Here is a 13,191-nt window from a genome sequence, read left to right on the forward strand (position 1 = left end):
CAAAACCGCTTACCGCTAAAAAATAGTTCATTTTTACAAAAATTGCATGACATGCGCGTACTGTTGATTGAAGACGATCTTATCGAGAAGATGAAATTTGAAAAGACGATGAAGGGACACGATTCTGGTCATGCCATGGTGAGTGTTAAAAATGGGGAAGAGGCGATCGAATTTTTAGCACAGAATAAGGAATTGCCAGATTTGATCTTTCTGGATCTGAATATGCCAAAAATGAATGGTTTGGAGTTTTTACAGATTCTAAGAGAACACAAAAGCTGGTGCTATTTACCCACCGTCATACTGACCACCTCGATGAATACCAAGGATTTGAAAAAGGCATATGAGCTTGGTGTCTCGGGCTACATAATCAAGCCTTTAAAGTTCGAAGAATACGTGGACCGAATCGAAAAAGCATTATCTTATTGGAGTATCAACGAGTTGATCAAATCAAATTAAATGAAAGGAATAATTTTCACTGAATTCCTCGAATTGGTCGAGGAGAAATTTGGGCTGGAAATGGTGGATACCATTATCAAATCCTCAGAATTGAAGTCCAATGGAGTTTACACAGGGGTAGGCACCTACTCCTTTGGTGAGATGGTTCAGTTATTGGGTAACCTGAGCAAGGAAACAGCTATCGCGCCTGATGATCTGCTTTACGTATTTGCAGAACACTTATTTGCTACCCTGGCCACGAATTATCCTGGATTGATGAACACCTACAGCGATCCTATGGATTTGTTGAGTTCCATCGAATCCCATATCCATGTCGAAGTTCGCAAGATATATTCGGATGCCGAGCTTCCGACCTTCACCGTGATATCCAGATCTGACTCAGAACTGGTCATGGATTATCAGTCTAGCAGAGCCTTGTATAGCCTGGGCCACGGACTTATGCAACAAACCTTCAATCACTTTGACCAATCTGCCGATATTTCCTATCAAAAACTAAAGGATGATGGGACAAAGGTTCGATTTACCATTCGAAAGAAATGAGCAATGACCGTTCAGACATACTCCAGAGAGCACTCAAGCGAGAGCGACTTGCTCGTAAGGAATCGGAACGTATCCTGGAAATCAAATCTTCTGAGCTATATGAGCTAACCCAGGATCTGCAACGGGCCAATAAGCAGTTGAAAGCTTCAGTAACTGAGAAGAATTCGCAGTTACAGGGTATTTTCACCAATATATTGGACGCCTATGTGGTTATGGATCTAGCGGGGAATATCCTCAGGATGAATGAGTCCGCAGAGCAACTACTGGATTATTCGTTGAAAGACGGCAGGAAGAATCTCCTTGATTTTGTGGCGGCGGATGATATTCGACATACCCAGGAGTCGTACAATTCACTTAGAGAAAATGGGATGATCGAAAATTTCGAGGTTCGACTTAGCATAGGTGAAGGATTAGAGAAATGGGTACAGATCAATGCTAGTTTAATTTATGATTTTAACAAGAGACCGGTCGCTGCACAGGGTATCGCACGAGATATTACCGAATCAATGGCCGATAAACAACTCATTGAGAACCAAAAAAGGGAATTGGACATCATTGTGGACAACTCCTCATTGGGAATCATATTGGCCGAAGATCAGAGAATAATAAAAGCCAATCAGGCTTTTTGTGATCTTTTAGGTTACGAAGAGACCGAGCTTGTGAATATGAGAATCTCGGACCTAACCTTGCCACAGGACATGATAGACTCTAAAAAGTTGTTGGATGGGCTTGAATCAGGTGATATTAGTGAGTTTTCACAGGAGAAGAGATATAAAAGAAAAGACCATTCGGTTGTTTGGGCCCGTACGAAAGTGAGTATGTTAAGCGACATAGAGAACAAGGTCAAGTATCAGGTGGCCATAGTGGAGGACATAACAGCAGAAAGGGAGAAGAGCTTGATGATCAATGTGATCAATGAAGTGGCGAAAGCCATTTTAGGAGAGATTGACCTCTACCGGATTGCCTGGGAGATCGTTCACCGTATTGCAGAGTATCTCAACGCAGATGATTGTGTCATCTATATTGTTGACCACCGTAATGGCCAATTAGAACAAATTGCCGCATTTGGAGCCAAAGCCCCATCCGGGGAAGAAGTTATCGATCAGATCATCATCCCCCTGGGACAAGGGATCGTAGGATCCGTAGCCTCCTCCGGGCAATCCGAGATCATCAAGAATACGGATCAGGACCCTCGGTATATTGTGGATGACGCTTTCCGATTGTCAGAGATCACGGTCCCAATTTTATCCAATGGAAAGGTGATTGCAGTCATTGATTCTGAACACAAGGATGCAGATTATTTTACCACAGAACACTTAAAAGCATTGCATAATGTGGCCAATTTGGTGTCCATGCAAATTCAGAATGCCCTCAACTTACAAGAACGACTAAAGGCTGAAAGAAGGAGTAAAGAGCTTCTGGAACAATTAGAGGCGAGTAATGCCGAATTGGAAGAATACGCCCATATCGTTTCCCACGACTTGAAGTCACCTTTGCGCAACATTTATGCCCTGGTAGATTGGATCAAACAGGACAATAAGGTAGCTTGGGACGAAAAAACGCTTCGAAACTTTGATCTGATTGGCAAGACCCTGGAGAAAATGGAGGGGCTGATTACGGGAATTTTATCCTACAGTAGTATCAACAATGAATCCTTTCAGTCTAAAGAGATTCATGTTGATCAGGTCATAACGGATGCATTACAATTACTTCATGTTCCCAGTCACATAGAAATCATTGTCGATGACAATTTTCCAAAGATAAAGGGAGATCAAACGCGTTTGATCCAGTTGTATCAGAACCTGATCGGGAATGCCATTCGGTATACCGATAAAGAGCAAGGACAAATCCGTGTATTTTGGAAAGAAGTCGATGGCCAAAACGTCTTTGGCGTGGCAGATAATGGGGTAGGTATCGATTCTATATACCATGAAAAGATCTTTAAAATATTCGAGTCTTTGAGTGACATTAAGGAATCGACCGGAGTTGGGCTTTCCATTGTAAAAAAGATCATCGATCTCCATCAAGGCAGAATCTGGTTGGAAAGCGGAGTTGGAACAGGGACCACATTCTATTTCACCTTAAACAAAAAACCAAAAGAATGATGTCCCCAAATCTTTCTTATATCGATAAAATAGCAGCCGGCGATCATAATTTCCGGAAGAAACTCATTTCGATCATTAAACAAGAGCTTCCACAAGAGATCGAACTGTATGAAGATCATATTCAAAATGGAACCTTCGAACAACGAGCTGGGATCGTGCACAAGATCAAACATAAGGTTAGTTTGCTCGGAATGGATAATGGGTATGCGCTCACGGCGAAGTATGAAGAGAACCTCAGAAATGGCAGCTTGGATGGAAAAGAAAATTTTGATCAAATTCTGAAACGAATTATTACCTTTATTGAAGAATTGTAATATTTCTTTACTATGCGATGTATCATCGTAGATGACGAAGCGGCCGCCAGGGCGATCGTTGCTTACTTATGTGAACAAATTCCAGACCTTGAAATCGTAGGCGAATTTTCCAACGCCATTCAGGCCATTAAATTTTTGAATAAAAATGAAGTTGATCTTGCATTCCTAGATATTCATATGCCGGATTTTACGGGATTCGATTTCATTGAATCACTGCCCGATCCACCTCAAATCATCTTGACCACATCAGATCGTAATTTTGCCATCGAAGCCTTTAGTTACGACTGTATAATTGATTACCTGGTTAAACCCCTGGAGAAAGAACGATTTGAAAAGGCGGTTAGGAAGGCTACACCCAAATCGGAAAGTTCTGCATCGTCAGCCTCCGGATCAGATTCCCAATCCGACAGTGGAAAAGAATTATATGTCAATATTGATCGTCGTCTGATCAAAATCGAATTTGAAAAGATTCGGATCATCGAGGCAAAAGGAGATTATATTCTCATTAAGACAGATGATAAGAACTTCACGGTTCACTCCACGCTAAAGAAGATCGAAGAGAAACTGCCGGACTATCTATTCTTGAAGATACATCGATCGTATGTGATCAACATCACCAAGATCATCGATATTGAGGATAATAGTGTTCTTATTGACCGGGATGTCATACCGATCAGTCGGGCGAATCGTCCTGAATTGATGAAGCGGTTAAACCTGCTTTAATTTTATTTCCTGATCCTAATCGACAGAGTTTGTACCAATGGCCTAAAGCAAATGGCCATCCACCGTGTTTGGACCATATTTTCCCACCTTCTTTTGCAGTTTTGCTATGTAATCAAGATTTAACCGGGCTAGACGTCCACCTTGTGTCAAACATCCTCGGGATGAACCTAAAATCAAAACTGAATTATGGCACTTTGTATCGAACAAAAAGAATCGATCTTCGAATTTACTGGATCTTTTCACGCATCGCAGACTCAGCAGGTCAGAACGTATTTCAAGCACAAATTAAACGGAGATGGGAAATTTGAAATTTGTCTTCAAAAACTGGAGGATATCGATCTGGCTGGCGTGATCATGTTACGATGTATTAAAGATAGTGCCCTTGAATTGGGTTGTCAGATTTCTGTCCGTCTGGGGAATAATCAACGAATTCTTGGGCCCTTCCGACAGTTAAATGAACCAATGTTGGTTGCCTAACTAATAATTGAACGAGATGAATAATTCGATGTACTTTATAGACTCCATGGCAGATTGGACCCAAGAGATTTCAGACGAGTCTAAAATCAATGTTCAAAAGCTCGATACCTCACTAAAGGCAGCCGTGATAAACAAAACCCGGGCTTTGGAGGCCGAGGACGTAGTGTGTTTGTCGTCCGTGTTTCCAAAGGCCGTTCAATTGCAGGTAGATTCACATTTGCAGCGGGAGATGGCATGTCGTAAGAGTCTCAAGCTTTACGTGTGTATAGAGGGAAGGGCCTTGGTGTCCCTAAATGGTCAGAATGAAGAAGTTCGGGCAGGACAGGCCTTACTGGTTCCCAATTCGGAAAGACCACTGCACTTCTATGCACCTAAAGCTAGACTACTTGAAATTAAGATCCCTGGGGGAACTACCTAGATTTCTGCTTAAAGCAGGCCTTTTTGTTTCTTGTAGAAAGCGTCGGCTTGCATTTGCATTAATTCGCGAGCCCGCTTGCGTTTGTAATCGTACAGTTCTTGCTCTTCTGCAATATCTGCATATACACGATTATTCACTTCTCGGTCTGTGGTCACCAGTACTTCTCTTTGAGCTTGTTGCTGATCCACCCAAGACTTAACTGCACTTTCTTGTTCTGCCAGTTTGAGATCGTAAGCACCTTTAGGAGACAGTAGTTTGGCGACAATAGGAGCCGATTCTACAGCCAGGAACAGTAAAAAGATAAAGAAGGAGGGAAGCCAGGGTAGCTTCTCCAGTGCGTTGACTCTGGCCATCAGTCCGCCGAATCCATCGATCACCGGTTGGCTCTCGGCCACCTTACTGCTGTATTCCTGGCTTAAAGAAGCAATCTGACCTTCTATGGTCTCAATTCTCTCGTTGTTGTCTGTTCTTAGTGCTTGCAAAGCAGCGAGTTCGTCATCGTGTTTTTCTCGCTTTTCTTTATAAACAGGTCCCTTGCCAACGATCAGAGTTCCTTCTCTGCCTTCCGCTTCCGCGATATAGGTGCCGTATAGCTCGTTGACTTCGGTTTCCTTGTCTACCACCTCCTGTTTTAGCGCGTCGATCTCTCCGCTTAGGCTATCCAGGGTTGGAGTATATTGAAGGGCCAGTTGCTCTTTGTTATCCAGGGTCATCTGATTCTTCTCCTCTAATAAGACCTGATTAATCTCCTTTTCGAAGATCTTCAATTCCAATGGTTTGGAAATGACAATAGCTATGATGACGGCCAGCATCAGTCGGGGAGCGGCCTGGATTATTTCGTCGAAGAAATTCTCTCGTTTCTTCAGGGTCGAGACGATATATCGGTCCAGGTTGAAGATCATCATTCCCCAGATCAGTCCGAAGAAAATGGCGGTATAGTAATTGTCAAAGACAGTGTATAGGGCAAAGGAAGAGGCAATAGCGGCCATAACCGCCGTAAAAAAGACCGTTGCACCAATACCGGCATATTTGGTCTTTTCTCCTGCCGAGCATTCTTCCAGCAGATCCGTGTCAGCGCCCGAACACAAAATAAAGAAACGTTGTAGCATGGGCTAATTTTTTGATTGATATTTTATTAGAACGTGAATTTGGGTCTTTTGTTACACATAAATGGCCTAAATAGCGGGACTAAAAAAAGAACACCCTGAGACACTTCAATGCGCTCAGGGTATTCTCCGTTTTTGATTGATGATGTGGGAATGTCGGACTTAACCGATTACTTTATCTTGTTTTTCTTCTTTTTAGTGGTGACGTAGATCCTGCCGTTGTCGTCCTCGTCTTTTACTACATCCATGGATTTGATCTCAGAAGGATTCAGTTTGGAAAATCTCTTTTTAGATACCTTTTTGCCATCAATATAATAGGTTGGATTCTTATCGGTGATGAACCGCATTTCTCCTGACCCTCCAACTTTGATGACATCCTCGTCACCTATTTCGACGATCTTGACTTCTTTACCGGACTTGGTTGTCTTTACCTTATAAACGGACTTATCAGCATCTTCCTTGATCTCGATGATCTCGATAACCTCTGCATCAGAAGGTACTTCCTTTAGGACTTTTCCTTCCTTGTTCTTGATGATCACCTTGCCATTATCGTTTTCTATCTCTTCGATCACAATGATCTCAGAACCTGGAGAATCTACCTCGATCTCCTCGATGACAGTTACTCCGTCCTTGACTATTTTCACCTTCGGTGCTGGTGGAGGCGGAGGAGGCGGAGGAGGGGTCTTTGCATTTATTGCATCCGGTGGAGGTGGCGGAGGCGGAACCAATCCAAAGTCATTGGGTCTAGCCTTATAGAGCTTGGTCTTTTTGAATTCCCGATTGACCTTTTCAACAAATCCTTTGTCTGGATTGGAGATAGAAATATCAAATTTGGCGTCCATATAGTCTTGTTCACTCCAGGATGAGGTCACTCGGTCTACGGTAGCCGCAAAATTATCCAGTTTCGTTGATTGCCCATTGACCTCTATGGTATTTTTCTTTATTCGAATCTCGATCTCTTTGGAAATGACCTGGTCCACCAGTTCGATCTCCGTCTCCATGGATTCGTTATAAACGGGCACCTCGTGTACCGTTCTCGAACTGAAGCTGTACAACATGACAGCGAGTAATGGAAGGACCAGGGATACTCCCAGTCGTGACTTCCATTTTGAATGTGATTTTTTCATAATGGTTAAACGTTTTTTGATGGATGAATAGTCCATGGCGTTCGCCATGGGGTGTGCATTTTGCAGGGTGGAGAAATCCAATAAGGTGTGTTGGTATTCCCCAATATTTTTGCCCTGATCGATCACTGCCTGATCGGCCAAGAATTCGTGATTTAGTTTAATCGACTTCTTCAGCAGGTAGAATAGCGGGTTGAACCAGAAAACAACCTGCAGCAGCTCGATCAGGATGATATCCAGGGAATGAGCTTGTTTGGCATGGGTGTGTTCGTGGATCAAGACAGATTCCGGGATCTCTTGTTTTTCTATCGCTGATTTTTGAAAGAAGATGAATCGTAAAAAGGTATGAGGAGTAATCCTTTCCCGCATCAAAACATGGGTGATGGACCCTTCTTTCCTCTTTGGATTAGCATCGATCTTCTGGAAAATATCCATTAGGTTGATCATAAAGCGACTGAACATCACTAAAACACCGAAGACATAAATACCCCAAAGCCAAAGCGACCAATTAATGGTGTTGGAAATTTCCTGTACCCCATTGTCTTGGTAGACGATAACTTGTCCCAGCTCTTCCTTAGAGATATAATTAGTTACCTCAAAGGTTACCAACGGAAAGGTCAGGGAAGCAACCATTGCGATCAGAAGATAGAATCTCTTGAAGCGATGTACAGGCTGGTTTTCCAGTACTCCCTTGTAGATGGCGAAAAAGATCGCCAGGCAGAGTGTCGATTTCAGCAAGTAGATCTCCATGTTATTTCTTTTTGATTTCCTGATCGATGATCTTGCGCAATTCTTCCAATTCCGTTTTACTTAGATCGGTTTGTTGTGTAAAGAACGAAGCGAACTGACTAGCGGAATCATTAAAAAAGTTCTTGATCATTCCGTTCATCTGCCGAGAAAAATAGTCCTGCTTCTTGACAAGCGGAAAATACTCTCGAGAACGTCCTTTTTGGTCGTAGTTAACAAACTGTTTGTCCTGCATGCGCTTTAGGAGGGTTGCCACTGTTGTCATAGCCGGCTTAGGTTCTGGGTAGGCTTCGACCAAGTCCTTCATGAAGGCTCTCTTCTTTTTCCAAAGGATCTGCATTAATTGCTCTTCGGCATTGGATAATTGCATAGGATGATTTTTACTCTACAAATGTAGAATAATATTTTATTTCTACAAACGTAGAATTAATTTTAACAAAGAATTAATGAGTGAGGAGTGAAGGGTGAAGATTGAAGGGGGCAGACTGGAAGTAGAATCTTTATACCAGCGGGTATTTTGGTGTGCGGAGGAATCAACCGTGTATGACTTCTCAGGATTGATTCTTCCTGAATCTCGACTAAACCAGATAAGAATATCGAGTATAAGCGAGAATTTCTCTTGGCGCAAATTTGCAAGAGAATTACATTGTCCCGGGAGGGGAACGGTGCCCCAAGGTAAAAAAGGAGATTCGCTATTAGAGATCCGTTATTCGATGTGTTTAAATTTCGACTCGCGTCTCACGACTCACGACTCACGACTCAACTCCACGAAGTGATGATAAAATTGCGGTATGGTCTCTATTCCTTTTAGGTAATTCCAAATACCATAATGTTCATTAGGCGAATGGATGGCATCGCTGTCCAGGCCAAATCCCATTAAGATCGTTTTACTGCCCAACTCTTTTTCGAACAAGGCCACAATAGGAATACTTCCCCCACTGCGCTGAGGGATAGGAGTTTTACCAAATGTACTTTCATAGGCTTTGGAAGCGGCCTGGTAACCGATAGTGTCAATCGGTGTTACATAGGCTTGTCCCCCATGATGAGGTGTAACCTTCACTTCTACTCCTGCAGGGGCGATGCTTTCAAAGTGATTTTGGAACAACTCCGTAATCTCGGTCCATTCCTGGTTAGGAACTAATCGCATACTGATCTTAGCATAAGCCTTGCTGGCTATTACGGTCTTGGCTCCTTCGCCAGTATAACCTCCCCAAATTCCATTTACATCCAAAGTAGGACGGATGGAGTTTCGTTCGTTGGTGGTATAGCCCGCCTCTCCGTAGACGGATTCAATATTCAGAGCGTTTTGATAAGCCTCCAGGCTAAAAGGGGCCTCGGCCATGGCGTCTCTTTCGGATTGGCTCAATTCTTCGACCTTATCATAAAATCCTGGAATGGTGATGTGGTTGTTCTCGTCGTGTAAGGAGGCGATCATCTTCGTCAGTATGTTGATCGGGTTTGCAACGGCACCACCGTAAAGTCCGGAATGCAGGTCTCTATTCGGTCCGGTCACCTCTACTTCCACATAGCTCAAGCCACGGAGTCCTGTTGTAATAGATGGTACATCATTGGCGATCATACCCGTATCGGATATAAGGATGATGTCATTAGCGAGTTTTTGCTGGTTTCGCTCTACAAACCAACCAAGGGATTCACTTCCTACTTCTTCTTCACCTTCTATCATGAACTTCACATTGCATGGCAGCTGATCGGTTTGGGTCATGTATTCCATGGCTTTGACATGCATGTACATTTGCCCTTTATCGTCACATGAACCTCTCGCAAATATTGCGCCGTCCGGGTGCAGTTCCGTTGCCTTGATCACCGGCTCAAACGGCGGACTGTCCCAAAGATCCAACGGGTCTGGAGGTTGTACATCATAGTGCCCGTATACCAATACCGTTGGCAGATTCGGATCGATCATCTTTTCTCCATAAACAATGGGATAGCCAGGTGTCTCACAGATCTCAACAACGTCACATCCCGCATTTTCAAGACTATTTTTGATAGCCTGAGCAGTTTTAATGACATCATCTTTATAGGCTGAGTCGGCACTAATAGAAGGTATCTTCAACAGATCGATCAGCTCTTGGATAAAGCGATCTTTGTGTTCTTGGATATAGGATTTGGCACTCTTCATAAACCAAAATTTAGTCGGGATGCTAAGGTACGAAAAGCACCCTTCAAAAGTCTCAATGAAGCGGGCTAAAAGTAAAAGATATGAAAGTTAAATCGGCCTATAGAGTAGACTCAAAATAGGCAATGGTCTTCTTCAATCCCTCTTCCAAGGCTAGAGTGGGTTCCCAGTCTAGTTTTTCCTTGGCCAGACTGATGTCTGGTCTTCTCATAAGGGGATCATCCGAAGGTAGTGGTAAGTAGACGATCTTGGACTTAGAGCCAATCAGTTCTATTACATGCTGTGCTAGCTCCAGAATAGTAAACTCACCAGGGTTGCCAATATTGACGGGTCCTGTAAAGCCATCTTCGGTATCCATCAATTTGACCATTCCGGAGAGCAGGTCATCCACATATTGAAAGCTTCGCGTCTGGGAGCCATCGCCATAAATAGTGATATCCTTATTCTGCAAGGCTTGTACAATGAAATTAGAAACTACCCGGCCATCTTGCGGGTGCATTCGAGGACCATAGGTGTTAAAGATCCGAACGATCTTCACATTAACCCCATTTTGTTTGTGATAATCCATGAACAAGGTTTCTGCGGCCCTTTTACCCTCATCATAGCAGGATCGCTCTCCTATTGGATTTACATTTCCCCAATAGCTCTCAGGCTGTGGATGTATTTCTGGGTTTCCATAGACTTCGCTGGTAGATGCCTGCAGAATCTTGGCCTTAACCCGCTTGGCAAGCCCGAGCATATTGATAGACCCCATGACGGAGGTCTTGATGGTCTTGATAGGATTGTATTGATAATGAATTGGAGATGCCGGACAAGCCAGGTTGTAGATCTCGTCGCATTCAATAAAGAAGGGAGCAGTGATGTCGTGGCGGATCAATTCGAAATAAGGATTATCCAATAAGTGGATGATATTCCTCTTTTGCCCTGTAAAAAAATTATCCAGGCAATAAACCTCGTGGCCTTGATCCAATAAGAGATCACATAAGTGGGACCCTACGAACCCTGCACCACCGGTCACTAAAATACGCTTATGTTCCATATGGACTGCAAGATAGGACAAGTGGTCATATGTTGGAAGTAATACGCTTAATAATTCAAATAGGAGGCATTTGCTCGATTGAAATCCTTTTTATACCCAGAAACTCTTTTTTAATTATGAAATTGGATTATCTTTGCCGTCCCTAAACGCGGGTGTGGTGAAATTGGTAGACACGCTAGATTTAGGATCTAGTGCCGCAAGGCGTGGGGGTTCGAGTCCCTTCACCCGCACTGCAAAGCCCTCAGCAAAAGCTGAGGGCTTTTTCGTTTGGTTCAGGCACTCGAACCGCCCGCGCGACAGGCTGACCCCTCGCTGCAAATGTCCACTGAACATCTGCTTTACGCTCGGTCCCCCTTCACCCGCACTGCAAAGCCCTTGAAGAAATTGGAGGGTTTTTATTTTCATGGCTTTATGGTTTGCCTCCGCGGCAGGCTCGCTCCTCAGTGGCAAAGTCCACCGGACTTTGCTTTTTTCGTTCGGCCGCATTTGGTTCAGGCACTCGAACCGCCCGCGCGACAGGCTGGCCCCCTCGGGTAAAATGTCCACTGGACATTTGCTTTACGCTCGGTCCCCCTTCACGCGCACTTAAACCCGATGATTTTCTTCGGCTATTTTCATTCTTAAAACTTCTCTTTTTGCCTGTGGTTACAACATAGGTGCAACATTGAGCCTTTCGAGCCATATTATTTCGAATTGAGAGCAATTAATTTTGTGAAGATCACCAAAAAAGTGAATCCAATCTCGTCAACACCTCGTAGAGAAAATTCAATTTAAATCGTATAAATGAAACTTAACTTTAAAACGAGAAAGCAAACAAAAGAAAAAGCATAAGTTTCAAAGAATGAAGTACATGACGGGGCCCTAATTTCTCGTTTAATTTTGGCTGATAAAAATACAATGACAGTTGGTCTTGAAATTGACGCGTAATTTTTAGGAAAAAAATGCAATACTCCATCATGAAATTAAATGTAGATTAAAAAATCAAAAAAGATGGAATAAGATATGTTGACTTGGAAGGATGTCATAGAATTTACAATTAAAGGAAATCCCAAACCAGACCGCAGAGTTGAAAAAACTGAAACGGAATGGAAGGCCATTTTAACACCGGAACAATTCAGGGTTACAAGAAAAGCTGGAACAGAAGCACCGCATTCAGGAGCCCTCTGCAGTAGATACGATTCTGGTAAATACAATTGTGTGTGTTGTAATACGCCATTGTTTGATTCTACCATTAAATTCAACTCTGGGACAAGCTGGCCAAGTTTTTCACAACCAATCAAAAAGAATGCGGTCAAGTACAGAAGAGATAATTCTTTTGGAATGATCCGGGTAGAAGTGCAGTGTAATACCTGTGATGCCCATCAAGGGCATGTGTTTCCTGATGGCCCAGAACCAAGTGGATTACGATATTGCATTAATTCTGAGTCTATGTTTCTTCAAACGGAAGACATGCAGACAAACTGATGGGAAGCGAAAGAGTACAAACCCTAACCCTTGGGGTGGAGATTTCAGGGTTCATCCAATAAATGTACAAGGTAATGAGGTGTACCTGGCGATTCGAGGACAATGGCAGGCCTTTGAGGACCAGCAAGTGGTTGATATGTTGGGCCGAACCATACAGACCCAGCGCGATTTCTGGAAAGACCACAGCCAGGAATACTTTACGGTAACCCTTATCCCTACCCAATTGGACCGCGGGAGTTCCATGGGGGGTACGGGACTGACCAATTCATTTGCGGCTAATGCCAGCAACAATAAATATCTGGATTTTTCAGGCTTGTCCTGGTTGTTCAACCACGAACTGATGCACAACTGGATTGGTCATACGATAAAGAATGCCAATTAAGAGGAGCAGTATTGGTTCAGTGAAGGTTTTACCGAATACAACAACTTTAAGAACATCAGTAGTAACCAGATAGGTGGTTTTACAGAAGCGGACTATTTCAACGAGCTGAACAAATCCATTAAATCCCTCTGGACGTCTCCCGTTAAAGATGCGCCTAAT

14 protein-coding genes and 1 tRNA gene are annotated in these 13,191 nt (G+C 43.3%); 10 read left to right on the plus strand and 5 right to left on the minus strand.

Annotation, left to right across the window (positions count from 1 at the left end; all coding sequences use genetic code 11):
- Nucleotides 1-51 precede the first annotated feature (51 nt).
- The 7 genes from BST85_RS00180 to BST85_RS00210 all read left to right on the plus strand — a co-directional run bounded on the left by BST85_RS00180 (nt 52) and on the right by BST85_RS00210 (nt 5,033).
- Nucleotides 52-456 carry a response regulator gene (locus BST85_RS00180; RefSeq protein WP_104811408.1) on the plus strand — a complete coding sequence of 135 codons (405 nt, stop codon included), beginning with the start codon at nt 52-54 and terminating at the stop codon, nt 454-456.
- Nucleotides 457-996: a heme NO-binding domain-containing protein gene (locus tag BST85_RS00185; RefSeq protein ID WP_104811409.1), complete on the plus strand. Its 540-nt coding sequence runs from the start codon at nt 457-459 to the stop codon at nt 994-996.
- Complete coding sequence (locus BST85_RS00190) at nt 993-3,101, plus strand: PAS domain-containing sensor histidine kinase (protein WP_104811410.1); 2,109 nt, start codon at nt 993-995, stop codon at nt 3,099-3,101. The genes BST85_RS00185 and BST85_RS00190 overlap by 4 nt, the downstream gene beginning before the upstream one ends.
- Complete coding sequence (locus tag BST85_RS00195; protein ID WP_146090605.1) at nt 3,098-3,415, plus strand: Hpt domain-containing protein; 318 nt, start codon at nt 3,098-3,100, stop codon at nt 3,413-3,415. The genes BST85_RS00190 and BST85_RS00195 overlap by 4 nt, the downstream gene beginning before the upstream one ends.
- Nucleotides 3,416-3,427: 12 nt before the next feature.
- Complete coding sequence (locus BST85_RS00200; protein ID WP_104811412.1) at nt 3,428-4,138, plus strand: LytR/AlgR family response regulator transcription factor; 711 nt, start codon at nt 3,428-3,430, stop codon at nt 4,136-4,138.
- Nucleotides 4,139-4,324: 186 nt separating this feature from the next.
- A complete protein-coding gene (locus tag BST85_RS00205) occupies nt 4,325-4,615 on the plus strand; it encodes a hypothetical protein (protein ID WP_104811413.1) in 291 nt (96 codons plus the stop codon).
- 16 nt (nt 4,616-4,631) lie between these two features.
- Nucleotides 4,632-5,033, plus strand: a complete 402-nt coding sequence (locus BST85_RS00210; protein WP_146090606.1) for a cupin domain-containing protein — start codon at nt 4,632-4,634, stop codon at nt 5,031-5,033.
- A gap of 8 nt (nt 5,034-5,041) precedes the next feature.
- On the opposite strand, the gene BST85_RS00215 is transcribed toward BST85_RS00210, so the two are convergent.
- The 5 genes from BST85_RS00215 to BST85_RS00235 all read right to left on the minus strand — a co-directional run bounded on the left by BST85_RS00215 (nt 5,042) and on the right by BST85_RS00235 (nt 11,186).
- Nucleotides 5,042-6,142: a DUF4407 domain-containing protein gene (locus BST85_RS00215; protein WP_104811415.1), complete on the minus strand. Its 1,101-nt coding sequence runs from the start codon at nt 6,140-6,142 to the stop codon at nt 5,042-5,044.
- A 167-nt stretch (nt 6,143-6,309) separates the two neighbouring features.
- Nucleotides 6,310-8,013 (minus strand): M56 family metallopeptidase, encoded by a 1,704-nt coding sequence (locus BST85_RS00220; RefSeq protein ID WP_104811416.1) that lies wholly within the window; start codon nt 8,011-8,013, stop codon nt 6,310-6,312.
- 1 nt (nt 8,014) lies between these two features.
- Nucleotides 8,015-8,380, minus strand: coding sequence for a BlaI/MecI/CopY family transcriptional regulator (locus BST85_RS00225; RefSeq protein ID WP_104811417.1), 366 nt, complete (start codon nt 8,378-8,380; stop codon nt 8,015-8,017).
- A 375-nt stretch (nt 8,381-8,755) separates the two neighbouring features.
- The gene (locus BST85_RS00230; protein WP_104811418.1) at nt 8,756-10,150 is read right to left on the minus strand and encodes a dipeptidase; all 1,395 of its coding nucleotides are present in this window, start codon (nt 10,148-10,150) and stop codon (nt 8,756-8,758) included.
- Nucleotides 10,151-10,247: 97 nt separating this feature from the next.
- Nucleotides 10,248-11,186 carry a UDP-glucuronic acid decarboxylase family protein gene (locus BST85_RS00235; protein ID WP_104811419.1) on the minus strand — a complete coding sequence of 313 codons (939 nt, stop codon included), beginning with the start codon at nt 11,184-11,186 and terminating at the stop codon, nt 10,248-10,250.
- A gap of 148 nt (nt 11,187-11,334) precedes the next feature.
- Between BST85_RS00235 and BST85_RS00240 the strand changes: the two genes are divergently transcribed.
- The 3 genes from BST85_RS00240 to BST85_RS00255 all read left to right on the plus strand — a co-directional run bounded on the left by BST85_RS00240 (nt 11,335) and on the right by BST85_RS00255 (nt 13,032).
- Nucleotides 11,335-11,416: transfer RNA gene (locus tag BST85_RS00240), tRNA-Leu, on the plus strand.
- A 772-nt stretch (nt 11,417-12,188) separates the two neighbouring features.
- On the plus strand, nt 12,189-12,650 hold the full coding sequence (gene msrB / locus BST85_RS00250; RefSeq protein ID WP_104811421.1) for a peptide-methionine (R)-S-oxide reductase MsrB: 462 nt from the start codon (nt 12,189-12,191) through the stop codon (nt 12,648-12,650).
- Nucleotides 12,541-13,032: a hypothetical protein gene (locus tag BST85_RS00255; protein WP_181040045.1), complete on the plus strand. Its 492-nt coding sequence runs from the start codon at nt 12,541-12,543 to the stop codon at nt 13,030-13,032. The genes msrB and BST85_RS00255 overlap by 110 nt, the downstream gene beginning before the upstream one ends.
- Nucleotides 13,033-13,191: the final 159 nt, after the last annotated feature.

Origin of the sequence: Aureitalea marina, assembly GCF_002943755.1 — a bacterium.
GTDB lineage: Bacteria > Bacteroidota > Bacteroidia > Flavobacteriales > Flavobacteriaceae > Aureitalea > Aureitalea marina.